At 42.9% G+C, this 25,820-nt stretch carries 27 protein-coding genes and 7 pseudogenes; 9 read left to right on the top strand and 25 right to left on the bottom strand.

What is annotated here, in order from left to right:
- Positions 1–24 precede the first annotated feature (24 nt).
- Positions 25–510: a hypothetical protein gene (locus JJQ72_RS01430; protein ID WP_208202483.1), complete on the bottom strand. Its 486-nt coding sequence runs from the start codon at positions 508–510 to the stop codon at positions 25–27.
- 269 nt (positions 511–779) lie between these two features.
- Here JJQ72_RS01430 and JJQ72_RS01425 point away from each other — a divergent pair, with 269 nt between their 5' ends.
- Positions 780–1,034 carry a hypothetical protein gene (locus JJQ72_RS01425; protein WP_208202482.1) on the top strand — a complete coding sequence of 85 codons (255 nt, stop codon included), beginning with the start codon at positions 780–782 and terminating at the stop codon, positions 1,032–1,034.
- A 310-nt stretch (positions 1,035–1,344) separates the two neighbouring features.
- Here JJQ72_RS01425 and JJQ72_RS01420 read toward each other — a convergent pair whose 3' ends face one another.
- Positions 1,345–2,079, bottom strand: coding sequence for a bacteriorhodopsin (locus tag JJQ72_RS01420; RefSeq protein WP_208202481.1), 735 nt, complete (start codon positions 2,077–2,079; stop codon positions 1,345–1,347).
- A 244-nt stretch (positions 2,080–2,323) separates the two neighbouring features.
- Here JJQ72_RS01420 and JJQ72_RS01415 point away from each other — a divergent pair, with 244 nt between their 5' ends.
- Positions 2,324–2,524 (top strand): cold-shock protein, encoded by a 201-nt coding sequence (locus JJQ72_RS01415; RefSeq protein ID WP_138226292.1) that lies wholly within the window; start codon positions 2,324–2,326, stop codon positions 2,522–2,524.
- A 53-nt stretch (positions 2,525–2,577) separates the two neighbouring features.
- Positions 2,578–2,826 (top strand): cold-shock protein, encoded by a 249-nt coding sequence (locus JJQ72_RS01410; protein WP_481856812.1) that lies wholly within the window; start codon positions 2,578–2,580, stop codon positions 2,824–2,826.
- 85 nt (positions 2,827–2,911) lie between these two features.
- Here JJQ72_RS01410 and JJQ72_RS01405 read toward each other — a convergent pair whose 3' ends face one another.
- The 6 genes from JJQ72_RS01405 to JJQ72_RS01385 all read right to left on the bottom strand — a co-directional run bounded on the left by JJQ72_RS01405 (position 2,912) and on the right by JJQ72_RS01385 (position 6,997).
- Positions 2,912–3,163: a YolD-like family protein gene (locus tag JJQ72_RS01405; protein ID WP_138226294.1), complete on the bottom strand. Its 252-nt coding sequence runs from the start codon at positions 3,161–3,163 to the stop codon at positions 2,912–2,914.
- A gap of 434 nt (positions 3,164–3,597) precedes the next feature.
- Complete coding sequence (locus JJQ72_RS01400) at positions 3,598–4,443, bottom strand: serine/threonine protein kinase (protein WP_347880706.1); 846 nt, start codon at positions 4,441–4,443, stop codon at positions 3,598–3,600.
- Positions 4,444–4,778: 335 nt separating this feature from the next.
- Positions 4,779–5,219, bottom strand: coding sequence for a hypothetical protein (locus JJQ72_RS01395; RefSeq protein WP_208202480.1), 441 nt, complete (start codon positions 5,217–5,219; stop codon positions 4,779–4,781).
- Positions 5,220–5,436: 217 nt separating this feature from the next.
- Positions 5,437–5,895, bottom strand: coding sequence for an SRPBCC family protein (locus JJQ72_RS01390; RefSeq protein WP_208202479.1), 459 nt, complete (start codon positions 5,893–5,895; stop codon positions 5,437–5,439).
- A gap of 202 nt (positions 5,896–6,097) precedes the next feature.
- Positions 6,098–6,220, bottom strand: coding sequence for a hypothetical protein (locus JJQ72_RS20625; RefSeq protein WP_279591673.1), 123 nt, complete (start codon positions 6,218–6,220; stop codon positions 6,098–6,100).
- A gap of 237 nt (positions 6,221–6,457) precedes the next feature.
- On the bottom strand, positions 6,458–6,997 hold the full coding sequence (locus JJQ72_RS01385) for a DNA topology modulation protein (RefSeq protein WP_208202478.1): 540 nt from the start codon (positions 6,995–6,997) through the stop codon (positions 6,458–6,460).
- A gap of 268 nt (positions 6,998–7,265) precedes the next feature.
- Here JJQ72_RS01385 and JJQ72_RS01380 point away from each other — a divergent pair, with 268 nt between their 5' ends.
- Together JJQ72_RS01380 and JJQ72_RS01375 are read left to right on the top strand one after the other, a co-directional pair.
- Positions 7,266–7,541, top strand: a complete 276-nt coding sequence (locus JJQ72_RS01380; RefSeq protein WP_138226298.1) for a type II toxin-antitoxin system prevent-host-death family antitoxin — start codon at positions 7,266–7,268, stop codon at positions 7,539–7,541.
- Positions 7,525–7,830, top strand: coding sequence for a type II toxin-antitoxin system RelE/ParE family toxin (locus JJQ72_RS01375; protein ID WP_138226299.1), 306 nt, complete (start codon positions 7,525–7,527; stop codon positions 7,828–7,830). Before JJQ72_RS01380 ends, JJQ72_RS01375 begins: the two co-directional genes overlap by 17 nt.
- 399 nt (positions 7,831–8,229) lie before the next feature.
- Here JJQ72_RS01375 and JJQ72_RS01370 read toward each other — a convergent pair whose 3' ends face one another.
- The 3 genes and pseudogenes from JJQ72_RS01370 to JJQ72_RS20375 form a co-directional block, all read right to left on the bottom strand.
- Positions 8,230–8,844 (bottom strand): M24 family metallopeptidase, encoded by a 615-nt coding sequence (locus JJQ72_RS01370; RefSeq protein WP_208202477.1) that lies wholly within the window; start codon positions 8,842–8,844, stop codon positions 8,230–8,232.
- A gap of 429 nt (positions 8,845–9,273) precedes the next feature.
- Positions 9,274–10,029 (bottom strand): annotated as a pseudogene (locus tag JJQ72_RS20805) (transposase); the annotation flags it as partial.
- 114 nt (positions 10,030–10,143) lie between these two features.
- A pseudogene (locus JJQ72_RS20375) lies at positions 10,144–10,715 on the bottom strand (serine/threonine protein kinase); the annotation flags it as partial.
- Between the two features lie 568 nt (positions 10,716–11,283).
- Between JJQ72_RS20375 and JJQ72_RS20800 the strand changes: the two are divergent.
- Positions 11,284–11,429 (top strand): annotated as a pseudogene (locus JJQ72_RS20800) (ISL3 family transposase); the annotation flags it as partial.
- 32 nt (positions 11,430–11,461) lie between these two features.
- On the opposite strand, the pseudogene JJQ72_RS20370 reads toward JJQ72_RS20800, so the two are convergent.
- The 13 genes and pseudogenes from JJQ72_RS20370 to JJQ72_RS01305 form a co-directional block, all read right to left on the bottom strand.
- Positions 11,462–11,533: pseudogene (locus JJQ72_RS20370) on the bottom strand (shikimate kinase); the annotation flags it as partial.
- A 96-nt stretch (positions 11,534–11,629) separates the two neighbouring features.
- Positions 11,630–12,481, bottom strand: coding sequence for a hypothetical protein (locus tag JJQ72_RS01350; RefSeq protein WP_208202474.1), 852 nt, complete (start codon positions 12,479–12,481; stop codon positions 11,630–11,632).
- 1,238 nt (positions 12,482–13,719) lie between these two features.
- A pseudogene (locus tag JJQ72_RS20795) lies at positions 13,720–13,872 on the bottom strand (hypothetical protein); the annotation flags it as partial.
- A 70-nt stretch (positions 13,873–13,942) separates the two neighbouring features.
- On the bottom strand, positions 13,943–14,740 hold the full coding sequence (locus tag JJQ72_RS01345) for an ABC transporter permease (protein ID WP_208202473.1): 798 nt from the start codon (positions 14,738–14,740) through the stop codon (positions 13,943–13,945).
- On the bottom strand, positions 14,718–15,752 hold the full coding sequence (locus JJQ72_RS01340) for an ABC transporter ATP-binding protein (protein ID WP_208202472.1): 1,035 nt from the start codon (positions 15,750–15,752) through the stop codon (positions 14,718–14,720). The genes JJQ72_RS01345 and JJQ72_RS01340 overlap by 23 nt, the downstream gene beginning before the upstream one ends.
- Before the next feature lie 24 nt (positions 15,753–15,776).
- Positions 15,777–16,565 (bottom strand): ABC transporter permease, encoded by a 789-nt coding sequence (locus JJQ72_RS01335; protein WP_208202471.1) that lies wholly within the window; start codon positions 16,563–16,565, stop codon positions 15,777–15,779.
- Between the two features lie 42 nt (positions 16,566–16,607).
- Positions 16,608–16,832, bottom strand: a complete 225-nt coding sequence (locus JJQ72_RS20620; protein ID WP_208202470.1) for an argininosuccinate synthase domain-containing protein — start codon at positions 16,830–16,832, stop codon at positions 16,608–16,610.
- Between the two features lie 46 nt (positions 16,833–16,878).
- The gene (locus tag JJQ72_RS20790; RefSeq protein WP_481856811.1) at positions 16,879–17,043 is read right to left on the bottom strand and encodes a hypothetical protein; all 165 of its coding nucleotides are present in this window, start codon (positions 17,041–17,043) and stop codon (positions 16,879–16,881) included.
- A pseudogene (locus JJQ72_RS20785) lies at positions 17,009–17,098 on the bottom strand (hypothetical protein); the annotation flags it as partial. The gene JJQ72_RS20790 and the pseudogene JJQ72_RS20785, both read right to left, overlap by 35 nt.
- The gene (locus tag JJQ72_RS01320) at positions 17,077–17,274 is read right to left on the bottom strand and encodes a nucleotidyltransferase family protein (protein ID WP_243895821.1); all 198 of its coding nucleotides are present in this window, start codon (positions 17,272–17,274) and stop codon (positions 17,077–17,079) included. The pseudogene JJQ72_RS20785 and the gene JJQ72_RS01320, both read right to left, overlap by 22 nt.
- Positions 17,275–17,533: 259 nt before the next feature.
- Positions 17,534–18,094: a DEAD/DEAH box helicase family protein gene (locus JJQ72_RS01315; protein WP_208202467.1), complete on the bottom strand. Its 561-nt coding sequence runs from the start codon at positions 18,092–18,094 to the stop codon at positions 17,534–17,536.
- Positions 18,095–18,312: 218 nt separating this feature from the next.
- Positions 18,313–18,504, bottom strand: a pseudogene (locus tag JJQ72_RS20355) (tyrosine-type recombinase/integrase); the annotation flags it as partial.
- Between the two features lie 204 nt (positions 18,505–18,708).
- Positions 18,709–21,414, bottom strand: a complete 2,706-nt coding sequence (locus JJQ72_RS01305; RefSeq protein WP_208202466.1) for an adenosylcobalamin-dependent ribonucleoside-diphosphate reductase — start codon at positions 21,412–21,414, stop codon at positions 18,709–18,711.
- Between the two features lie 99 nt (positions 21,415–21,513).
- On the opposite strand from JJQ72_RS01305, the gene JJQ72_RS01300 reads away from it, so the two are divergent.
- From JJQ72_RS01300 to JJQ72_RS01290, 3 genes are all read left to right on the top strand, one after another.
- Entirely contained in the window at positions 21,514–23,304 is a 1,791-nt protein-coding gene (locus JJQ72_RS01300; protein WP_208202465.1) for a DEAD/DEAH box helicase, read from the top strand.
- Positions 23,305–23,306: 2 nt separating this feature from the next.
- On the top strand, positions 23,307–24,284 hold the full coding sequence (locus tag JJQ72_RS01295; protein WP_208202464.1) for a YqhG family protein: 978 nt from the start codon (positions 23,307–23,309) through the stop codon (positions 24,282–24,284).
- A 125-nt stretch (positions 24,285–24,409) separates the two neighbouring features.
- Positions 24,410–25,495 (top strand): hypothetical protein, encoded by a 1,086-nt coding sequence (locus tag JJQ72_RS01290; RefSeq protein ID WP_208202463.1) that lies wholly within the window; start codon positions 24,410–24,412, stop codon positions 25,493–25,495.
- Between the two features lie 51 nt (positions 25,496–25,546).
- Here JJQ72_RS01290 and JJQ72_RS01285 read toward each other — a convergent pair whose 3' ends face one another.
- Positions 25,547–25,741, bottom strand: a complete 195-nt coding sequence (locus tag JJQ72_RS01285) for a YqzE family protein (protein WP_138226305.1) — start codon at positions 25,739–25,741, stop codon at positions 25,547–25,549.
- Positions 25,742–25,820 lie beyond the last annotated feature (79 nt).

Below are 25,820 nucleotides of genomic sequence, written 5' to 3'. Positions count from 1 at the left end.
CAGCGCGGCCGCCTATCACTTACGCTAATTTACCTGAATGGACTTTCGAGCCGTCTCTATTTTGTAGACCTCACTCTTTCCTCCGTTTTGAATCGAAAATTCTGCAATTCCCGAAATTTCGTAGGTGCCCGGTTTTTTAATCCGGTATTGAGACTTTTCTGAAATGATATCCCCCTCCGACATCGGACGCACAACTCCAATATCCTCTCTTGCAATCGAAGAATTGATCACCTTGCCGTCACTGTCCCATACAACATAGTAATATGCCGTGCTTCCCGTTGTAATCTCCAGATCCCGTCCAGTTTTATTTTGCAACTCAGCAGAAATTACAAATTCCTCATTTGCTTTCACCTGCTTCGGGATAGAGATCTGAGCTGCAAAAGGTTCGCTGTTAACATTTTCTGTGGCAGATGGGGTGGGTCTCGACTTGGCAGCTAGGGGTTCATTCGGTCCTGAAGAATAGCACGAAATTACGGCCATCAAAAGGAGAACAATCAGCTTGTTCAACATAAACACCTCCAACCTAATTGACGTCACGACAGATGGTTATGTTTCACTAAAATTGGTATGAATTTAAAAAAGAGGTGTCAGGTTTCGCCTTAAATCATCGTTATATATTCAGTAGCCCTTTATAGGAGAGTGAACTGCAACTTGATCTGCATCCGGCTACCATCCGGGAGTTGTTGCAGAGCGCAAAATTAATAGGAAGGGAGAATGGAGTTATTATCTACCGTCCGCTTTGCCAAATTTCCCAACAATACGAAAGGATGTTGAAAGGAATGTTTGTAAGAAAGTATATACTCCCTGTTTTCCTGGCAGCTTTACTCCTTTGCAGTTCAATCACTTCTGTACATGCAGAAAGAAGCTCCAATCCTGAAGCAAATGCTTTTTACGGGACACTCTCCGAAATCCAGGCTGTAACTCAGCAAAATGAATTAAACGAGATCCCGTATCCGATTGATTTGACTACTCCTCCAGGTGGGGGGGCGCCCGAAGTGCGCCGCAAGCTAACGGTTGTCACAGGTGCTATTTAGTCCTTTTCGGGAGCGCCCCCATTCTAATGGTTGTGAGACACGCTAATTGAGTCTATTGGGGACCAAACCGCACGTAATCAGGTATATAAGCACTGTCACAACCGTTAGAATTACAAAATCAGCAAATTAGCCGCAATAAGCACTCTGGCAACCGTTAGCGTAACAGCGCTGTTTGGCGCACCTAACATGCGCAAGTGACGCAAATAAAGTATTCAAGCCACAGAGGGTAACACGAATAAGGCCGCCCCGGGCGGCCTTGATTCGCTCGTACAGATCGCTGAAAAGACAAGGCGCGGAACAAAAGAAAGGCTTAACGGACGGCTGCTGACTGCTTGCGGCTGTTCCCTTTTTTCCCGGCTGGCCTGCCGTGTAATCTCCTCAAACCGCTGAGATCTAATAAGCTGAATCCCACCTTGGAGAAGATGGGCAGCAGGCAGAACATCAGAGTATCTGTAACCTGGGAGGTCCATCCGAAGCCTGAAGGCCCAATGATCCACAGGGTAGGGTATCCAAACCACAGAACAGTCAGATAAGAAGCAGTCATGAGAAAATGCTTGTATAGACTCGGGTTTTGGCTTCGGGCAATGATGCGCAAATGCACCCATATGACATACATAATGATCAGAAACGCGGCGCAGCCCAGGCTGTACCACACGTATTGCTCCGGTCGCGGGGACAGGTCTGCAATTAACCCCGTAAGGATCATAAATACATCTGCAGCGACAAGGCCCCACAGGATGACCCGGTCCTTGGGAACGGTGCTCATAGCGGTGGTGGCAAGGGCAACCAGCAAAAGAGGAGTCGTGACGATCCAATCCAGATACCGTGCAAAGTAAATCAGATGGCCGTCTTTGACGATGTGACCTTGTCCCATAGCCATCGACAGATAAGCGGCCCCGGACCACACTGGAATGATAAAGGCTATCAGGTATTCGTAGCGTGGAACCTGCTTGCGGTTAAAAGACCATACCGCGAAAATAACGGCACCTGCTACCATCACCGCTGCGTAGCCCCATAATATTTTCTGTTCAATAGGATACTGCATTTGTTCACCTCTTTTTTGTTACCATTATGTCCTTCCTTGTCTGACTTAAATCCATGCTCTCCGTTTCTAAATAAAGAGACACACTAAAGCTTGACATTCTAATAACAGCTGTGATAATCTTGAATAGTTAGAATTTCAACCTGAACTCACATATTGTAGAGGGTTATGATTTTGATGATAACCTTGTACAATATGTGATTTTTTCTTGGAATTGTAAAAATCAAATATATGGAGGTAATGAATCATGCAGCAAGGAACAGTAAAGTGGTTTAATGCAGACAAAGGTTTTGGTTTCATCGAGGTAGAAGGCGGAGACGACGTATTTGTGCACTTCAGTGCCATTACTGGCGACGGCTTCAAATCGCTTGACGAAGGTCAGCGTGTAGAATTTAATGTAGTACAAGGCAACCGCGGCCCACAAGCCGAGAACGTTGTTAAACTGTAAATCACGGTTAGAAAGTCCCAAACCTAGTTTTGGGGCTTTTTTTTACTCACTTCATGACTCCAAAAGAGAAAGAGGGATGCTTCTTGTACTATTCGCGGAAAAGACCGATGGTGGATCTTCCGGAGGAAATGACAACGATATGGTCATGCACTAATGAAGAGTGCAACGGATGGATGAGAGATAACTTTGTGTTTCTAGTTCAACCGGTATGCGGCCAGTGCAATGCCTTGATGGAGAAAAGCGAGAAAATGCTGCCTATTATAGCGAATACAAGTCCTAATCAAACAAAAACCACACGTTAGTAATAGCGAATATGCAGGGTGAAAGCAATCCTATCATGACTCGCCTTTATACCTGGAACCCGCTCAGCGAGCGGGTTTTGCTTGTTTAATATCTTGGATAGTTCATTTCCATGATATCCATAAACGGAACTTTAACCAATCCTTCATTAGTTTGAATATGTACCCTGCCTGTTCTTGGGTCCATCGTTACGATCGTCCCTGTAACGGTTTCTTCCCAGCCCCAAACTGTAAGCACAATCTCTGACTTCTCGTTATACGCCTCTGTAAGCTGATTTCCGAGTTCTTCGAGTACAAACTCATCTCTGGTAGGTCTTTTGGGTACCTTTGATTTAGCCATGCTGCAGCCTCCTGTATGGGTATTCTAGATAGTCTTCGCTCTAAACATGATACGCTACTCCTATGCCGTACACAATAACTTATACAGAATCCGCTTTTTACGAGAATATATTTGCTTTGTTGATTGTCGTTTGGGTTCGGAATCATGAGTTTATTAATCCGCTGCCTGAAGTCACTCAATGAAAGAGTGCAGGAGGGATCTTTCATGATTACCGTGCTGATCGGGATGGCAAGGTATTGAAAAAAGGCCATTCTTTCAATTAGGTTCACATCAATTTTAGGACAAATCCGGTCTTTACATCTTTCTGAAAACCACATTCTTCGTAGAAATTATGTACTTCTTTTCTCTTCGATCCTGTCAAAAGCATAATTTTATAACAGCTATGTTCCCTCATCAGGATTTGTTACTTGCTCAAATCGGTTGCGGCGGAACAATTAGCGAATGTACCAAGCATTATAAAAATCTTTAACAGATGGATACCTCATATTCTTGTCAGCGTTAATCGCATTGCAGGCGACAAAATAAAGTTCCTTGCCAGCTTCCCATTTCTCATAGGTTCTATCAAGTTCTCCACCTAATAGCCCAAATGCAATAGCTCCCATATTGTATACATTGGTTCGGCTATCGATTTTAGCTCCTAATTCAAACTCTTCAGGAGACATGAACCTTGAAGATCCCCAAAGTCTGCCCATATTATTGAAAAATGGTTTTTTTTGATAAAAATCGATATCACAAATTTTAGTTTCATTATTTATAAAATCATAAAGAATACTTCCGTCATAAAAATCAATGGCTACATACCCTTTTTCTTCTACATACATATGAAAATTAAATATTGCTTCTAATGACTGTATTCTCTGTTCAACTGTTAGATGCTTATATCTATAAAACGGGGAACCGGGATCTGTATATTTGGCTGGGGGTGGATACGACCAGTGAGGATGAAGGCATTCGCCATCAAACCACTTGAAAATAGCAACATAACCACCATCAACACTAAAATGATCCAGGAGCTCGATCAAACTGGTATGCTTGAGTTCATCATAAATTGGAATTGCAGCTTTCAATCTCGAAACGGCTTCAGCAGGATCTCCTTGATATTCAACAGGCCTGGCGCCAGCGTATTTAACAAACTTCTTCTGCCCATCTTTCTCTACACCAAAGCAAATATTACCTGAATCCTGTTGATCAAATACTTTAAAAACATATCCCAAATCTTGTAACCAAATGATATCAATTTCTTCCTTTAGTTGAAATGTTACTTTATCAATGTTGTACACAAAAAGGCCTTCGATGATTTATTCCTCCTTTAATCGGTTTTATGAGTTTTTGCAAGAGTTTTTGCAAGAGTTCTCGCAACGTTCTTTCGCATTCACAAACCTTCATGCATTAAGTGAACAAAGATAACCGCTGATACGCAGGCTGATAAGTTTTATCCAACGTTCATGTATCTAAGAACCCGAGAGGCCCAAGGGAGCAACGTAACCAGATCAAACGGACTTAGCTTCGCAGGATCGTGAGCTGAATTCACCTCTCTTTGTACATCTTCTTACGCGTATGGGCAAAGCCCGCAGCGCAGATACTATGTTATATTTTGTAATCACTTCATTATCTTTTATGACATTGTAATTCCTTCTATTCCTATGACTCTTTCGAGTTCGCTTTGATTTTTTGACATGATAACCCCTATTTTTTCATGTGCTACAGTAGCTAACCATACTTCCCCATTCTTTAAGAAGCATATATCTTCAAGTAATTCAGGTGTTAACCATTGGTATAAACGTTCTGTTTTATTTGTTAAAATTTCTTTTAATTCTTGATGGCAATGAAAATAATAAACATCTGCGTAATGTCCAAGTAAGGTTGTTCCCGGCCACTCTTCTTGTCTCTTTATTTCTTTTACATATGGCTTTATCTCTTCAATAAATTTTTCACCGTTTTCATTTAGATCATGCTGATCCCTTTTAACTAATAGAAACTCGTCACATATGCTAAAAGCTACATTTAATAACTCTTTATATGTAGTCCCTTTTGGTTCTTCAATAAATTTTTTCATAAGTTCTCCTTTTGATAGTTTTTTCCTAATTGCATATAACGTTCTTACATTCACGAACCCTCATTGCCTTCAGTGGCCAAAAGAAACGGCCGTGATGCGATTAGACTGCGCAGCGTTGTCCACCTGATTCGCTTCCTTGAAATCTCGCGCTGACCAAGCGGCGGCAGCCCCGTAGCGTAAATTTGTTTTGTTGGATGTTCGTGACATCTTGAATTACTCACACATTCTCTTCGATTAATTTCTTTAAGTTGGCATTTCTATATTCTAAAAATCTCTTCATATATCTCCTTAATAATAATTGCTCTGCCATCCTGCCAACGATTCCAAATGGAGCTTCAAATCTTAGAATATCAATCATCAATGTCTTCCCACCTTGTTCGATAAATTCATGTCGATGGATTAAGCTCTTAAATATTCCTTTTTGCATTTCATCAGTAAATAGCTTAGGTTCTTCATATTCTATTATTCTTGAAGTTAGTCTTTGTCTTACTAAAAGATGATTTGCTTCAAATGTGACCGTTTCCCCAAGTCCAATTCGACCATGCCTGACACCGTCAACAGCCAATTCTCTTGTATGCGGCCAAACAGTTTTAGTATGTAATTCAATATCTCTGGCACAGTCAAAACAAATCTGAATCGGCGCATTGATAATGATTTCGGTTCTTAGAGTAATCAATGAACCACCGCCTTTTCTGTGTTTTAGGCTTTTCACGAATTTCTGATTACGCTTTCTGTTGGCGAACCGAGGGACGCATGTCCGAAGCGAAAATATATTGTTAACTGACGTCAATGACCTCTTCGATTTGCTTCTACACCAGTAGGGCTGCTCTACAATCAAATCCACTCTGATTCACACTTTCTATTAATATAGCTCCGTGTCAGTTCAGTTCGATAAAATTCTTCATACCATATAAAAAAAGCGCCCCTACTGTAACAAGTAACCCTGCAGCAATTATTACATACACAACGATTTTCTTTTCAGTAGATTTTTTAATTTTCATCTCCTCCTTAGAAAATTCGGCATTTGATACTCCTCCGCACTTTCGCACTTCAAAACTCTTTACCGATAAGGCTATCTAACTAAAGACTATCATAATACACTTTCAATACAATCCTATTGGTTTCAGTTAACGTCCAATGCGTGAATATGTTGTTATCAAAATCACCTGACATCCTCGATATTGCTACAAATGCTTCAGGGATTAAATAATCAAAAGTCTGAATACTATTCCTTGTTATCAGTTCTCGCCTTCTCTGAAATAACCTACACCAATTGTCTTTATCTGTTTAATAAGCTTTTCTACATTTTTGGGTGATTTCAATACTATAATCTTCTTATCTTGATATTCCATTAGCTTTTCCATAATTCCTGGAATTTTTGTCTTTTTAAAATTCCAGACCCATTTAATAAATTCAAAGTCCAGAATTTCAGGACAATCTTCATTAAGGTCTGGTCTTGTCTTTCCGTGATAAATGAGCCTTCTCTTAATTACTCTATAAGTAGTTATCCATCTTGAAAAATCTAAAAGTATTATTACATCCGCTTGTGTCATTCGTATATCAAGTGTTCTTCCATAATTCCCATCAATAATCCACGATTCTTCAAGCACAAGTCTTTCTTGAAAATCATCCCATTCATCATTAGATGTTGATATCCATCCTGGTTTCCAATAGTATGCATCTAAATGATATACGGGTATATTTAAAATATCTCCAAGTTGCCTTGAAAGAGTGGATTTACCTGCTCCACCAGACCCAATGATCATTATTCGCTTCATTTAAACTTCTCCTATGCATTTAGGATTTGCGAGAATTTCGCTTAACGTTTCTCATGTTCACGGCGATCCGCGACAGCCGGGTGTGTAAAGGCAACCACTTCTTCGAATTTACTTCTGGGACCGAGGACGAATGCCCGATGCGTGAATATGATGTTATAAAATGTCAGGGGGCCTCTTTGTATTCTCTTTCAAAAAGCACTTTAGTCCATGTATTCTTTATCATTATTATGATAATATTAATGGCATCATAATGAATGAGGTGGTCAGATTGCCTACGATTCGTCCAATATCAGATCTGAGAAACAACTTTAACTTAATTTCTGAAATAGCTCATCATGATGGTGAACCAGTTTTCATAACTAAAAATGGTCAAAGCGACCTCGTCGTCATGAGTCACGCTGCTTACGAACAACAGCAAGCACTAATTGAGTTGTATCAGAAACTTGCTATAGCCGAAAAGCAAAGTAATGATGGTATTGAAAGGAAAAGTCATGCTGAAGTGATGAAAAATCTAAGGAGTCTAATCAGTGGACAAAACGTATAATATTGAATACTTGCCCATAGCTGAGGAGGATTTATTGAATATCATCCATTATATCATGCTTGATAATCCAGAGGCAGCATTATTAATGGCTGACAAAATTGATCAATCTATATCTATTCTCGAAACTTTCCCGTATTGTGGTGCAATTCCAAAAGATACTAGGCTTCAAATATTAAACTATAGAATGTTACTCGTTGAATCTTATCTTGTCTTCTATGTAGTTTTAGGTGATATTGTAGAGATCCGCAGGATTCTACATGGCAAAAGAAAATATAACTTCTTGATGTAACTCATTATTTATGCCTTTCCCCTGATTTCTTATCACGTTCGTGCATTGACGAACCCTCACTGGCTTAAACGATCAACGAGAGTGGCCGCGACGCGGTTAGGCTGTGCAGGCTTGTCCCGCTAATTAACCTTCATTAGAGAGTTGTAAGTCAATCGGATAATGTTCATCTATACTCGCTTCCTGGCAAGAAATGCATGCACCATTATAGTAAATGTAAGATCCGATCGATTGAAGTTCTTCTGCAAATAAGACTTTTACAGCTCTTGGAGGGCGAGCGGTTGCAAATTTCTCATATTCACAACGCTCGGTGACAGCCGGGTGTGTCCCAGCAACCAGGGCGAATGCCAGATGCGTGATTATTTTGTTAGGTAATGTTATTGCTTTTTTGTGATGAAAATGTCACTTCATAATCACATCTTCGAATTTAGCCCCATATATACCTTTACCTATATGTGGTTCAATTGCCCAATTCCTATCGGCTAACAATACATTCGCATTCTCTGGACTAATATAGATTCTTTGGCTCTGATTATTATAATTTTCAATAGAATGTCCAATGTTTCCATTGGGGTCTAGTAATTTATATCCTTTTTGAACTATCAGATCATTACAATAGGTAAATATCTCGCCAATTGTTTTACACTTGCTTGCATGTCCAAACGTTCTAAGAAATATGGATTTAGCATCCTCGGTTAATTGAATCATCTCTTTTTTATGTCCAATTACTATGGTTTCAGAATAATCTCCCCAAAGACCATTTACTTTGGGGCTAAAATCAAGCAAAACCAAATCTTCATCATTCAATACTACTTCATTAGAAGGTAAATGATCTCCTCTTGTGCAATAGATTGTATTGTGACCGAAATTCACAAGCATTTGATACCATAAATCCTCAGCTCCAAGGGATTTCATTATTCTTTCACATATATCAGAAAATTCTCTCTCTGATATTCCAGGTAATAAGAATTCCTTAGATTTTCTACATGCTTGAAGAGCAAGTTGTTGAGCATTCAAAATACTGATCTCTCCATTCTCTTACAATAATTTCACTTAACGTTTCTGCATTTACGAACCCGAAAGGCTTAAGGCGCGAATGCGCCGGGTGGCCGGTATACAGTATTAAGAATCGTTTCATTTAGTTCCATACTTCCACCAGGAAGATCTACCGACCTATATATGAACCTCTGTTTTTATGTATTATAAGTAATTTATTATTGTAAATGCATATCCCATATATTCCGAGATGGCGATGATACTTCCTTCCTTTCATGAAATGCCTCCAATCCAATGACTCTACGTGGTTTCGTCTAATGTTTTTGCATTCACGAACCTCCGCAGGAGGTTTAGGTGGTGCAGATGTGTTCCGACATCAACTTCTCCAACTTATCTTCCGAGACCGAGGCGGCTTGTCCGCCGAAGCGTGAACATATTTCGAACTTCTTACACGCTTTCGATCACATAGCCGTAAACATGAAATCGATCCGCGATGCGGATTGCATGTGGAAAGCATTCGCTGATCCAGGCATGATAAGCCCGGGCCAACAAGTCCATAACCACCGCTTTGGGTTTTAGCAGCCGGAATCCAGGATGCTCCTTGGAATACGCCCGCAACTCCTCTAGCTTTCGACCTGGCAGGAAGTCCAGCATGGTCTCGCCTTTGAGGTTGTGAATGCCAGTGTTATACGTATGACCTTTCTTAATGGCAAAGTCATCGACACCCAAAACCAGGTCTGTCGTGGCTTGCGCTTCTTCCCAGGCACGCTCATAGATTCGCTCACATTCCACCGGAACCGTCTCGTTATACATGCGTTGTACCGTACTGGTCGGCGCTTGTTGCATTCGGGCGCTATGCGCAGCCGTGGAACCCAGGGCTTGTTCAACGGTTCGAGAGCGAAAGATTCTGCTATAGCGCTGCTTAAAGCCGACGAAATCATACGTCCATACAAACCAGCTTCGCAGCGTGTACAATACATTCGAATAGACGGTACGTGCAGATAGGTTTTTTTCTCAAATACGCTAAGATGACGAACAATGCGCATGCATTGCTTCCTTTACGAATGACATGTTGGTCGGATCCGCAGCATTGCTTGTCGCCTCGTGGATGAGCTTCGATGTGAAGCTCATTGGCATCGATGGATAGAATGTGGTGAATTTTAATTCTGGCAAGTTGAGCATTTCATTGATATACTGTGTCTGCATCTGTTTATTCCTTTTGTTGTTTGTTGGGACTTACAACAATACAGGATTGGCAGATGTTTTTCCATTTTCATCCTAGGTTTATTTCGTTAAGCACTAATTTCTGTTTTGAGCCCAGATTTTAGTTTCATTATTTATAAAATCATAATGAATACTTCCGTCATAAAAATCAATGGCTACATACCCTTTTTCTTCTACATACATATGAAAATTAAATATTGCTTCTAATGACTGTACTCTCTGTTCAACTGTTAGATGCTTATATCTATAAAACGGGGAACCGGGATCTGTATATTTGGCTGGGGGGATACAACCAGTGAGGATGAAGGCATTCGCCATCAAACCACTTGAAAATAGCAACATAACCACCATCAACACTAAAATGATCCAGGAGCTCGATCAAACTGGTATGCTTGAGTTCATCATAAATTCGAATTGCAGCTTTCAATCTCAAAACGGCTTCAGCAGGATCTCCTTGATGATATTCAACAGGCCTGGTGCCTGGTGTCAGCGTATTTAACAAACTTCTTCTGCCCATCTTTCTCTACACCAAAGCAAATATTACCTGAATCCTGTTGATCAAATATTTTAAAAACATATCCCATATCTTGTAACCAAATGATATCAATTTCTTCCTTAAGTTGAAATGCTACTTTATCAATGTTGTACGCAAAAAGGCCTTCGATCATTTATTCCTCCTGTAATCGGTTTTATGAGTATTGCAAGAGTCTTTGCAAGAGTTCTCGTAACGTTCTCACATTCACAAAACTTTCATGCATTAATTGAACAAATTCTCTTGAATGCGGCCAAACAGTTTTAGTATGTAATTCAATATCTCTGGCATAGTTAAAACAAATCTGAATCGGCGCATTGATAATGATTTCGGTTCTTAGAGTAATCAATGAACCACCGCCTTTTTTGTGTTTTAGGCTTTTCACGAATTTCTGATTCACGCTTCTGTTGGCGAACCGAGGGACGCATGTCCGAAGCGAAAATATATTGTTAACTGACGTCAATGACCTCTTCGATTTGCTTCTACACCAGTAGGGCTACTCTACAATCAAATCCACTCTGATTCACACTTTATTAATCATTCATTCTCCTCCTTAGAAAATTCGGCATTTGATACTCCTCCGCACTTTCGCACTTCAAAACTCTTTACCGATAAGGCTATCTAACCAAAGACTATCATAATACACTTTCAATACAATCCTATTGGTTTCAGTTAACGTTTTTATGTTCACAACGCCCGGCAACCATCGTTGTCGTTGGACTAACGCGAGGGTAAAAGGGTGGTATGATCGTATCACGGCGTACAGCGTCGGCACTATTTCACGCGTAAGCTGCACTGCTACAAAGCTGGTATTTTAATTGAATGTAATCGACTGCGGTTATCAAGTTGAATAATTCAACCGCTAATTTTTAGATTGAGCCACAATTCAATCGACATATGATTATGGAATAATTTTAGTTCTGTTATTTGGCTCAGTTCGTAACCTACCGTCATCTTTCCAACGGCTTGTGGTCCAAATATTAAAATGAATTACATGTTAGTCACTCCTGTTTTATTTGCGCTGATTTATAATATGGCCCCGACTTCGAATTACTTTAATTTTGATTCAGTCCTCTCTAAAACCCCTTGATTATAAATATAGTTATGAATCTTTTCTAAATCAGATTGAACATTTGAAATCATAATTGTTGGAGGATTATTATTGATATTAAGTGTAGCAAAATCTCCAGGATTCCTTTGAATGGAACTAAATACTGATTCACTAAATCCTAGCTTTCCATTGTAGGCTTTTATAATAGTAATATCTGGCAAAGACATATGTAGTCCTTGAAATTCAATGATAAACTCATCGCTTCCATCATCATCCAAATCAATAAAGTAAGGTTCTCCCCATGCATTAAACGATTTAAATTTATCGTTAATTAAATCGTAAACAATGTATAATCTATTGCCAGGGCCATTGGAGTAAAGTTCCACGCTTCCGAGTAATTCATATTGTTCTTGCTCAGCAAATATGCGTTGGAACAAGCAAAATTGCGAACAATCTAATTCCTTCTTTTCAATAAAAGAATCAGCCAAATCAGAAATAACAAGCTGAACCTCTTGAGTTTTTAATATCCCATTTAGTTCACTTCTCAAATTATCCTCTTTTGAGTTTGATTTGTATATTTCTAGTTCAACTTCATTTCCTTCTATTTCACCAAACGGAATTGACTTAATCAATTCCCACTTTGTTGTAATCTCAGTATTGCTTTTGATATCTTCCATCATTAATGGATTGAAAACTAAATTAATATGATTGGGTTTTTCAATTGAGTCACTATTCCCATTCATCTCTACATCACTTCCTTCTTCAACACTTATATTTGTTGAATACTTTGGATTTATACTTCCACATCCAGAAACTAAAATTATCAATAGTATGAAATAAATAGTTTTCAAAATATCACCATCCCAATCTATTAATAAGATAAAAGTTTAAAGACCATTTGGATTTTAATTTTATTATGCGGAGATTTCTGATAAGAATCAGGCATTTAAGAACCCGAGCGAATACGTTAGGTGGCTCTGCCACTTAGCCTTGCAGGGTTGTTCGCCTAAGTTCACCCACAACTTCACTTTCATCTGACCAACCAAGAGACGCATGTCTCGCTTCAAAAATGAAATGATAGCTGAAGTCAATGACCTCTTCGATTTGCTTCTACCCAGACACTATTGCTCTGAAAACAAATTCGCTCTTTAAACCTCTACGCTGTTCATGATCCTCTAAACCCTTTTCAATCTTCTTCGCTATTCGTCCATTCTAATCGCTTTCATTTTTTAGGTAATCATACTTATCGTGCAATATTATTCGCACTTTCGCACTTCAAAAATCTCCACTGACAAGACCATCTCAACATCGACTATCATAGTTCATTTCGATGCATTTTCATTGATTTCAGCTAACGTTCAGGCATTCTTAAACCCTCACTGGCTAAGGTAACCTATCGATCTAGCGCAGCGATCTAGACCGCCGGGTCGATGACTTAGCCTTTCAGGGTTGTCTGTCTGGATCCGCTTCCCCGAAATGCCTCTGGCAGACCCAGGGCCGTCAGGTCCGCAGCGTGAATAACGTTATTATCTGATGCCCAGACCTTCTTTGAATTTGAATATGCATTCATATGTTTCTATAGACTTAAATAGTAATGGTAGAACTCTTTAACCCTCTTATATCCATTTCGTTCATATATTCTTTGAGCTCTTTCATTGTCGAATGCAGTTGACAATCCTAATCCTTTACCTCCTTGCTCCTTCAAAATCAGACTCTTGTCTATAAAATACTCTATAATCATTAAAGAGGTAGGATAATTCCTCCAGATCTTCGATTGTTGCCTGTCTAACAATTAAGGTGTTTTTCATTTCTTTCATTCCTTCTTTATAAGTTGTTTGTGCTTATATTCTTCGGGGGTTCAGATAACGTTTCTCATATTCACGGCGCTCGGCGACAGCCGCGTGTGTACAGGCAACCACTTCTTTGAATTTACTTCTGGGACCGAGGGCGAAGGCCCGATGCGTTAATATATTGTTATCTGATGTCAATGCCATCTTCGAGTTTGCACCAATTCTTTTTGTCTAGAATCATCTCAATCCTATTCCAGTTCTCTCCGTGTTTTGGCTGATAAACACTCTCTACTATTGAATCAATTACAAAACCAACCTTTTTGTAACATCGTATAGCTTGGATATATTTTATTAATAGTTGAAAAGTTAATTAATAACTGAAAAGTACACTCCATTTGCACAACAATTCGCATTGCATTCATTAAATCTAAACCAAACAGTACAAGATCATCATCATTCTTAAAATTATCATTTTAGATAATTTCTTGAACTATTTCCCTTACCTTTTCTGCTTCCATACATTTACCCCCCAAATGTCATGTACCTACGTAATAGCACTTTCCAAATTAAAGATACCATTGTCGCTAACACAATAATCCACCCCACACCAACCAGCAATTTTAGTAGAATCTCATGATCAGCGTTCGACGATACACTGATTTTAGCTGGAAGATAAATAATAAAGTAGAATGGACTGAATGAAACGAAATTGAAAACCACTGCCGGCAACACACTCAAGGGTATAAATTCACCTGAAACAAATCTCTTTATGTGATTCACTGAAGCGTTAATTGCCCATACTTCATCAAAAATCAGGGCACTCATTCCGATTATGAAATCAATATAAAAGTTTATAATAAAACCAATTGTTACAGCGATTAATAGATATAGTATATTCATTGCTGTCAAATGAAGCTCAATGTTTTTTTGTAACAATAAACCTCCAATTAATAGAAATGGTAGTAAACATATTATCGGAATTATTCTAGATCCAAGATTTTGAGATAGTTTGTAAGTCAAAAAAGTGAAGGGCCGAATCATATACTTTTCTATACTACCATCTCTTATTTGCTTCCCCAAATCTGTCGCATCAGATTTAATGATTACTGAAATTACATATGCACATAAAAAGTAAGTTACCATTTGGTTCTTATTATAACCAAAAAGGCTTTCAGCATCTGTTAGATTTTCATAAATATATATCCATAATGAATAATGAACCAAGAAACGTATTACAGGGTAGATTAGATTAATTAAAGTATCTACTCTGTAAACGAGTCCTCGTTTCATTTCAAGCTTAACTACTTCTAACATTTTCATTTAGACTAACTTTCCCCTCAAATAAAATTTCTTGTATCAAATCTTCTATACGGGGTTCTTCAATTTTAATATCCATAATTCGATCACTAAATTGATTTAAAAGAACATGTGTTAAGTTGGTAATTTTTGCTCCCTCAATAGACACTATCAATTTGTCATTTTCAACAGTATAATCCAATTCAGAGTCTATTATTTTATTAAAGACATCGATGCTGTTTTGCATATCATTATCAAAAATAACTGTAAGCGTTTTTTTATTTCCGTATTCTTCTTGAAAATCACTCATAGTACCAGAGTAATGAATTCTACCTTTGCTAATTAACAAAAGTTTATTACATAAGGTTGCAATATCAGTAAGATTGTGGCTTGTAATGATAATTGTACATTTTGTTTCCTTTGCATGTGTAATTAAGAAGCTGCGTAATTCTTGCATTGACGTGACATCCAGCCCAACTGTTGGTTCATCTAAAAAAATAAGTTCTGGTAAATGCAATAGAGAGCCGATAATTTCCATCTTCATCCGTTCGCCTAAAGATAAGCGTCTGATTTGGGTCTTTAGCAGATGCTCGACATTCAGTTTCTGAGCTAATTCGTTGAGTATCCTATTATACTTAATTGAATCAATCTCATAAATTTCTCTCAACAACACAAAGTTGTCAAGTGCGGAAAGATCCCAAAACAGTTGACCTTTACTTGCACTTACCACTGCTATTCGTTTTAGAAAATTATGTTCCTTTTTAAAAGGGTTAGAACCGAGTACTTTGATCGAACCCTCACTTGGACAAAGTATACCACTCATTAATTTAATCAGGGTCGTTTTACCCGCCCCATTAGAACCTAATAAACCAACAATTTCATTATGTTCAACTTTAAAGGAGAGATTTTTGATTGCCTCAACATTATGAAATTCTCTTGAGAACAAACTAGTAATAGACCCTAAAATTCCCTCTTTTTTCTTATATGATTTAAATCGCATAGATAGATTTTCTACTACTATAACTGACTGGGTCATGGCTATACTCCAACTCCATTCTTTTTAACTTCCAGCACTAGTGTACTTCTCCAAACCTTTTTTGAATACAAGGACACTTAATACTAAAAAACCAACTGTGATCGGTAATGTTTGGGTATAAAGAAGATGTATGTCACCTGAAAATAGAATATTAACCGGCACATTCAGAACAACTAGCCCTGGAATTATTAGTGTCATGATAATCCGTAAACCCTTTGAATAAATTTGACCTGGTCTTGTAGCTGCCATATGGAAAGTAAACACAATAGACCAAAGGCCTCCGATTCTTATAAACCAGAATGAGGAACTAGTTATTATGCTTAGAATTGAATACATTAAAATCACGGAAAAGATTGCACTTATAAAGAAAACTAAAACTTGTATAAATGAGACTGCAACATCAAAGTACACTAAAGTACCGATCATCAATATTGTTGAAACTACTAAATTTAAAATTTGGGTCGTGTTCGGAGAACAAAAAGATAAAAGAAACTGCTTGTTCGTTGGACGAAGAAGTAAGAAATCGAGCTTCCCGTTTTCGATCATCGATGGCATAGCAGCTAACCCGTTGACAAACAGAAATGTACAGACTGCGTCGATGAAGTACGCAAATGAAGTCACAAATGCAGTTTCTTTCATTCCCCATCCAGCGATGCTATGGACCTGAGAGATAATTACATAAAAATATAATAAAGTAGTTAATGTTTCAATTAACTCATATATAGTTCCCAATACAAAATTAAAACGATATTCGAGTGACTGAATTAAATTGAATTTTAAAAATGACCACTCAAGCTTGGCAATTTTCCTCAAAATTCTCAGACCCCCATACTTATTGCGGTTCAATCAAACGATTTAAAGTTGGTGAGGCAGTGCACGAATTAATTGATTTTGTGCCTGATTAGTAATACTGTAACTAAATATTTTAATGAACCCAACGGATGCATTGTGATCGAATTGGTCACTTGTTTCGTATGTAGCCAATCCAGGATTGAACAACGAATAATCAGAATTACGACCAACTACATTGAATCCAACGGCATAAATCTTAGTAAGTCTTGATGATAAGCGGAAAACCATAATCCGTTATATACCATGTCTGAATATTCTCGTGAGATGAAAGATTTCAATCGAGATTGCTCTTTTTTGAAAGAGTTAGGGTTTCTATTGCTGCGTGTGAAGCATGCAGTAGCACTGCTGCTGGAGCTTCATAGATTTCTCTTGTTTTAATCCCTACTAAGCGGTTCTCTACATGGTCAACTCGGCCACTGAACCAATTCCATGCGCTCATCATTTATGCCAACAGGTCTGCCCTGTTCAAAGTTTATTTCAATATATGTTGATTTGTCAGAACATTCATTCGAGGATAAGGTCCACTCATTAGCTTCTCTCGGCGGTTCATTCCAACATCAACATCATTTAGGTTAAAAAACTCTTCTATATTATGTATTTGATCCCATGCTTGATTGCGGGTATATCCTGCAGCAATATACCAGTTTTTTAAACCTAATGTCTTTACCATCTTTAAATCCGGAATCGTCCTAGGATTCTTAAGCAACATTGTTTTTAGTTTTTCTTCAAGCATCCTTGAACACTCCAGACTATTTAATCTTCGATCTTTCGCCTAACATTTCTCATATTCACGACGCCCGGCGAATGCCGAGTGTGTCCCAGCAACCACTTCTTCGAATTTACTTCTGAGACCGAGGGCGAATGCATGATGCGTTAATATGTCGTTATACGAAGGATCTGACTTCATTGAAACTTCCCTCAAATTCCTCTTAGAGTTCAAATTGTTCTATTATCATTTGTGCTACAATATCTGCTGTTAAATTTGTGTTATTGATCTTCATATAATTCTTACCTTCAAATTCTCCTGGAAGTGAATTTAGTCTATGGTTTTCCAATGTTATTAATAAATCTCTTTCAGATTGTTCAAAATTTCTTTTAGACGGTTTATGTAACAAACGATTATCACTTTTATTTCGTACTAATCGCACATCTAGGTCTGCTTCCAGTTCAACCAAATAAACAGATCCGCCCTTAGATTCAAATATATTTGATACGTTTTTGATGTAATCCCAGTCTGCTGGAATATCCAGACCCCAAACATATGTGAATATCAATCCCTCTAAATCACTAGCAGCTACTTCCTCAAAGATTTTCTTTCTGAAAAGTCCGACTAATCGCTTTCCGGATTCGCTTCCATAACTAAAGAAATGAGAGACAAGTTCGATTGTCATATGATTATGAAACAACTTCAGTTCCGTTTTTCTTTCTAACTCTTGACCTACCGTCATCTTTCCGACGGCTTGAGGTCCAAATATGATTACAAGTTTCATAATTATCCTTTCTGAGAATGTATTTATCTTCTTTAATTCTTATTTATTTGTTTCCATATCTTTCGTATAACCTCTTATTCACGAACTTCACGAATACGTTAATAATACGTGGTTTAATGAACTTCGTAAATACCCGTTTGGGAGGATGTTATGCGATGTGACTAAGCATCGACCTTTATTCCTTCTACAGATTTTTCTATATCGCTAATGAAACAAAATTAGAAGTCCAATGGACTCTTGATCCGTCTCGCATTTTTTACCGTCACATGGGTGTAACGCTCGGTTGTACGGTTGCTGGCATGGCCGAGCAGCTCCTGAATATAACGAAAATCTGTGCCCGCTTCAAGCAAATGAGCTGCAAATGAATGCCTCAGTACATGAACGCTCACTTTTTTAGCCACATTTATTTCCAGCACGGCGGAAGGATCTTGTGGTGACTTACAGATTTCTAACAATGAAAAACCACCTCCTATACTACATGCCTGCTCAAAAGCACAAAAAAAAGCCTGCAGGCCATCATGATGACCTACAGGCTTCGTGCTTCGCTACCTACATACATAGGATAAAGCTTCTCCCGCTTAACAAACAAGCCGCTTTTAGTTCCGCCACGTGCCTCACGAGCAGCGGCTGTAGCCGCAGCTGCTGCACGTTTTGCAGCCCTCGATGTTGATCAATGTTGCACTGCCGCAGGTGGGGCACAAATCCCGCGAGCCGGCGATCTGCTCATCAGCCCCGTCCGTCTCAGCCCTAGCGGCAGCGCTCATCTCTGCATGAGTCTCGACTGCACCATCTCCAAGCTCTATGCTCATCTTAACACCGCCTTCACCGCCTCCAGCCAGCCCCGTCCCTGCTGCGCTAGTCTCTCCTTGACCGCTGGCACTGACTGCATGCAGCTCCAGCGCCTTGGCCACGGCATCGGCAATAGATTCTACGCGGTTAACACCAAAGCCAATAGCCCCGGAACCGCCGATGCCTTTAAGGTGCTTGATGAGCAGCTCCACCTTGTTGCCATGATCCCCATAGCGCAGAAACAGAGAGCATACGCGCCCTAGAGCTTCCGCCATGGCAAATACATCAGAGCCTGCTTTGCCGACATTCAGAAAGATTTCTCCCGGGATACCATTCAAATCATTGATGGTAATATACGCCATGCCGAAAGGCGTGTTCATCTTGTAAGTAGCACCGCGCAGTACGGCAGGACGTCTCTTATACTGCTGATCCAGACTGCTTTTTCCACCGGCTGTTCCTGCCCCTGCTGATCCACCATGGTCCTCCTCCGTCCCCCTTGAGGCCCCCGGCTCCGGAGAAACAACCTGCTCCCTCAATTCCGCATCCGGTCCGTCCCCTGCGGACTGTGCCGATGTTTCCTTCACAGACAGGTCCTGCTCCTTCTTCTCTGTTTGCAGCACCTGCACATCCCGGCTGCCGTCCCGATAAATGGTCACACCCTTGCAGCCCAGGTCAAAGGCAAGCTCATACAACCGCTTCGTATCCTCGATCGTAAAATCTGCCGGACAGTTCGCCGTTTTGGAGATTGAGCTGTCCACCCAGCGCTGAATGGCGGCCTGTGCCACAATATGATCCTCCGCCGACAGCTCCATCGCCGTCACGTAATAGCTCGGCAGCTCTTCCCCCGGATGGCTGTCCAGATATTCCTGAGCTATGGGCACGAGCTGCTCATCATAGCCTAGGCGGCTTTGGCGAAAATATTTGAATGCAAAGTAGGGCTCAATGCCTGTCGAGGTACCCACCATCGTGCCCGTGCTGCCCGTCGGCGCCTGTGTAATGACCGTTACGTTTCGGATGCCTTTGCTGCGAACGGCTTCGCCTACCTCCGGATAGACCTCAACGATATTTTTCATAAAGCCGCTCTGCAGATACAGCTCTGCATCAAAAGCCTTAAACGAGCCTTTCTCCATCGCAATATCTGCGGATGCCAGATAAGCCTCACGGGCGATAAAGCCATATAGCTTGTCCAGGAATTCCAGCGATTCCGGGCTGCCATAACGAATTTTCAGCTTGATCATCAGCTCCGCCAAGCCCATCGTGCCCAGGCCGATCCGGCGTTCCTTTTTTTGATTCTCTTCATTTTCCGGGAAATGATACGGCGTCGTATCGATTACATTATCAAGAAAACGTACCGACCAGCGGGTCGTCTCCGCCAGCTCCTCCCAGGCAACGTCCTGCTTGCAGTCATCGTAAAACCTGGATAAGTTTATGGCCGATAAATTGCATACACCCCAGCCTGGCAGTCCCTGCTCTCCGCACGGATTAGTACAGATAATAGGGTTAAAATACCAGCTGTTCGACATCTGGTTGTAATATTCCATAAACACGACACCCGGCTCTGCCGATTTCCATGCCGATTCCACAATCGTATGCCAGATTTCGCGAGCCTTGACGGTTTTGTAAGGAATGACCTTATGACCGGCTGATTTCCAGGCATCCAGATCTCCGTTCCAGCTCTCGTCGTACGCCGCGTCGCGGGTGTCCGGAAATACCAGCTCCCACGATGCATCCTCCTTGACCGCCTTCATAAAGGCATTGCTGACACAGACCGAAAGATTCGCATTGGTCACTTCGCCCATCTTCTGCTTAACCGTAATAAAATCCAGCACATCGGGATGCCAGTCATTCATCATCAGCATCAGGGCCCCCCGGCGGCTCCCGCCCTGCTCAATCAGGCCCGTGGTGTAGCTGAACAGCCCACCCCACGACACGGCACCACTGGAGGCGCCGTTTACGCCGCGAACAAGAGCGCGGCGAGGGCGAAGGGAAGACAGATTGATGCCAACCCCGCCGCCACGGGACATGATCTCCGTCATTTCGCCCAGCGTTTTCATAATGCCGCCTCGGCTGTCCTGCGGGGAAGGGATCACATAGCAGTTAAAGAGCGTCAGCTCATCGCTTGCACCCGCCCCGGCTGCAATACGCCCCCCTGGAACTAGCTTCCAGCCATCCAGAATATGCCGGAATCTACGCTTCCATTCCTGCTGCAGCGCCGCTGTAGGCTCTGCTGACGCCATCGCGCCCGCCAGCCGATCCCACATTTCTTCCGGTGTACTCTCCACCGTCAAGGTCAGCTTTTCTGCCTCTGTAGTGACAAGCTCTCCCGAGCGAGTCTTCACCGTAACGTGATCTCCTTCCCGCTCAACAATCTCACCGACCTCCTTGGCGGGAAATTTAGGATCGTCCTTCGTCAGCACGAGAACCACATCCCCCACCTTGGCCTGCTGGACATCGCTATTTTTCCAGGCGTATCGGTCCAGAAAAATCTTCTCGCTAAGCCCCTCCAGCCTGTGCACCCTTTTACCCTTCATTCTCAACGACCTCCTTCATCAATGAATGGATCAGCACCTTATAATGACAGTCTCTGGTTATGAAGCTTCTTTTTTTCGTCCATACTACTTTTACACCGCATGCCCGGACACTTAAATCAAAAGGAGGAGATTCACCTGAACTCATCGTCATCGGACTCCAGCCATATTATTACGGATCAGCGCATCCCTGTTCCCCTTCACCTAGACCGAACCTGGCTTCATGACCTGCACAGCCGCTTGGACAAAGGCGGTCCCTGGGGAGATTACGCACTGTCCCGCTTAGCGCTGCAGGGTGAAGAGGCCTCCCTGGTCACGAGCTTTGAGGAATTACAGTGCCTGAAGCAGATCGGGAGCCTATCTCCTCTTCCCCACCAGATCGATACAGCTCAAAAGGTATTGTTCCAAATGTCCGGACGGGCCATTCTTGCCGATGAGGTAGGACTGGGCAAGACGATCGAAGCCGGCCTGATTCTAAAAGAATATATGATCCGCGGCCTCGTCTCCAAGGTGCTCATTCTCGTCCCGGCCTCCCTCGTGCTGCAATGGGTGCGGGAGCTCAACTCCAAGTTCGGCATTCCGGCCATCGCCCAGAAAAAAGCCTACTCCTGGGGCAATGACATCGTCGTCGCCTCTATGGACACTGCCAAGCGGGAGCCCCATCAGAACCTGTTACTCAATGAGGAATATGACATGCTGATCATTGATGAGGCGCACAAGCTGAAGAACAAGAAGACGACCAACTATCAATTTATTCAGAAGCTGCGTAAAAAATATTGCCTGCTCCTCACCGCTACACCCGTGCAAAATGATCTCAGCGAGCTGTTTAACCTGATTACCCTGCTCAAGCCGGGCCAGCTCGGCCGCCAGGGCGAATTCTCGGCCAACTTTGTCGTGGATAAGCGCCGACCGAAGAATCAGGAGCAGCTGAAGGACGAGCTGGCCAAGGTCATGATCCGCAATCGCCGGGGAGAGGGGCCGGTACAATTCACCAAACGATCGGTGCGTAATGCACTGCTCCAGCTCTCTGATGACGAGCAGACACTCTATGACGGAGTTACGTCATTTGTGAAGGATCAGTATCAGGCAGCCGGGGGTAATATGAGCAGCATGCTGTCACTCGTCACCCTGCAGCGGGAGGTGTGCAGCAGCCGCGATGCCGTCTTTGTCACCCTCGTGAACCTGGCTAAGAAGCTGCCCGAGGATTCTCCTGTCCGCGACCGGATCTGGGATCTGGTTCATTTGATTAAAGCCGTTAAAGCCAACACCAAAGCAGAGAAAGCGATCGAGCTCATCCAGGGCATGAATGAAAAAGTAATCGTCTTTACCGAATACCGGGCAACACAGGAGTATTTACTGAACTATTTCCGCGATCACGGGCTGACCTCCGTTCCTTATCGGGGAGGCATGAACCGCGGTAAAAAAGACTGGATGATGGACCTGTTCCGGGGCAAGGCCCAGGTTATGATCGCCACAGAAGCCGGCGGTGAAGGCATCAACCTGCAATTTTGCCACCATATGATTAATTTTGATCTGCCGTGGAATCCCATGCGGGTGGAGCAGCGGATCGGACGCGTCCACCGCCTCGGTCAGCAGAACGATGTTCACATTCATAACCTGTCCACCAAGGGCACGATTGAAGAGCATATCCTGAGCCTGCTGCATGAGAAGATCAACATGTTCGAGCTGGTCATCGGCGGACTGGATGTGATTCTGGAGCGGCTGGAGAAGAAGGAATCTATCGAGAAAAGCCTGTACAAAATCATGCTGGAATCAAGCAGCGATGACGAAATCCGCCATAAGCTGGGCTCTTTGGGAGATTCACTGCATCAGCTCAAGGAAGAGCTGGAATTACAGACACCCACGAACATCCTACGAGAAGAGGAGGCCTGAATATGAGCCTGTCCCCGCAGCAGATTCAGCAGCATGTTTCCGTATATTTAGATGCTACACAGTGTAAGGTGCTGGAGCGGTCTCCCCAGCATGTAACCGTAAAGCTGTCCCCTCAGGCGGATAAAATGCTGACGAACCGCCCCTATTATTGGGGCTTTATCGAGCGAACCGGTGCGCCGGCCGAGACATTATCCTTCACCTTTGTGTTTGATCCCGAAGCTTACGAAGCACAGCTTGAAGCCAAAGCCCGCGCTGATCAGACTTCTGGCTCTGGAGCCTCTGCTGCTCTTACTCAAGACCCTTTACTGTCCCGCTATTACGGAAGTGCTCCTGTTCCTATGCTTCCCGTGCTGGGGCCGGGGCGAATCCAGCGGGAGGATGTGACCTTCGGCAGCCGCCGTCTGCAGCAAATCTGGCAGGCTGCGCGCGAGGAAGGGCAGTATCTGTATCTGTTTGAGGAGCCGGAGCCGGAGGCCAGGCCCAAGACCAGATCCGCGGCATTGGAGCAATGGCTGGGCGTCTGCTTCAAGGTAGAGTTCAGCTGTGACCTCAAGCGGGAAGAGCTGCACTATGTGGCCATTTCTTTGTCCCGAAAACAGATTGTCTCCCAGTTTGACACGCAGCTGCAGGAGCGAAGCTTATCTCCACGGCTGCCGGAGTATGTGCATATACGTCCAGCGGTGCTGTCCCTTGCTGAAGGAGCGGAGCTGCTGGAGCAGCATCTGCTGGAGCAGCTGAGCGAGAGGGATTACAGCTGGGCCTCCCAGGCGGAGGTCAGGCTTGCAGAGGAGCTGCGGATCGTGGACAGCTATTACGAGGAGCTCCTGAAGGAGCCGGATGAGGAGAAGCAAAGACTCATTCAGGAGCAGCATGAGGCTCGGCGCAGTGAGATGCAGTGGCAGTATGAGCCCAAAATCTCGCTGTCCGCCATCACCTGCGGTTTGTTTCATCTGCATTCGCCGGTTCATGCGCCCTCCTGAGCCTTCTCGCTACATTTAGCCAAAATCACACCTGCTTTTGCCGCATGTCCACCGACACGATGCAGCAGTCTTTTCAGGGCTTGTCCCCTACAATGAAGCGTATATTGAAAAAGGCGGTGTAGCCCGTGCCCATCCTTTCGTTTCTATTACAAAGCTCTGTCATCAGAGCCATATGCGCCCTGCTCTCCCTCAGCTTGTGCGCGGCACCTGCAGGACATGCCAAGGAAGCCCCGGCTGTCATTAAGCCCGGGCTTCAACCGTGTGCTAGAACTCAAGTCCTTTCACCTAAGAGACTCAGCACCTTCATCAATCAGGCCGCCCTTTCCCTCGGCGTGCCTTCTGCCGTGGAGAGCTTCGCTCGCGAAAGCATTGAGCAGCTCTCGCAGCATCCGCCGTTCACAGGCTGGACAGAAGCCAGCGCTGATTACGTTCCGCTGGGGCCTGGCACCCATAGCTGGCTGGTCATGCTTCAGGAAGCGCAGGTGCCGATTGGATATCTTATCATTACCGCAGACGAAGAAGGCGGCTACATGCTGAGTGAATACGGCATCGGAAGTGATCTGCCCTACAGCCTGAACCAACTGGAAGATGCATTGACTGCTCTGGGACTCAGCCTGCCCATGGATCCCAGGATGAATCAAGGAACATCCCTTACCGTGGAAACCTTTTATGATCCCTCCAGCCCTTTCTGGAGAATCTCTTCAGCTGGCAGCCCTTCCCTGTATATCCACGGCATTACAGGCGATCTGCTGCCTAATACGGCATTCACCAGTAAGGCTCTTACTGGAGTCACAAACGAAGACGGTCATATCTCCATCGCCGCAGGCTTAGTCTCTTCTGCCTCGTCATGGGCTCCGGCAGCAGCTGCACTGGGCAAGGGCTCACCTGATCCCTATAGTAATTTGCTATGGAAGCTAGGTACACCAAGGCGCATAGTGACCGCAGAGTCGCTCCAGCCGCTGCTAATTGCACAAAGCCGCAGCGCCGTTATCTTTGACGCCGGGAAGCTGAATCCTCTTCTCGCTGGGCCGCTGTCATTGACGGGCTCACAGCTATGGTCCCGTGACAATCAAGTGATGATGTACATAGCTGCTTCTCATCATGGCATCCGGCTTCAACGCTATTTGCCTTCTGAAATTCTGATCGGACATGGACAATTCTATGTTCAGGCTCAAGGGACCGTACCTTCACTAAGCTTGGGCAGTCCCTGACTAGCCATCTCAAAGCGCCAACTCCGGCAGCAGATCACTTTAGCCTGGACGTTAGCGACGCCGGCGCTTGCGGGTTTTTTCCACCACATCCTCTTTCCAAAGAGACATTGAAAATGGCAGCATCCCGAACCAGCGGGTGCTCCAGGGCTCCTTCGCCATCCTTCTGCGCCGTTCTTCTTTGGGCGTTCCCATATAGCTGACGACGCGCTGTGTAATATATTTTATTAAATCATCACTACTGGCCATTATGACACCTCCTCCTTGAGAATAAAGCGTGTTCTTTCTTCTACAGGATGCACGGAACGCCTCCATTCTAGACCTTTAA

Origin of the sequence: Paenibacillus sp. F411, from assembly GCF_017582705.1 — a bacterium.
Lineage (GTDB): Bacteria > Bacillota > Bacilli > Paenibacillales > Paenibacillaceae > Paenibacillus_AQ > Paenibacillus_AQ algicola.
The sequence above is the reverse complement of the archived record's forward strand: the minus strand, read 5'-3'. Positions and strand labels throughout refer to the sequence as shown.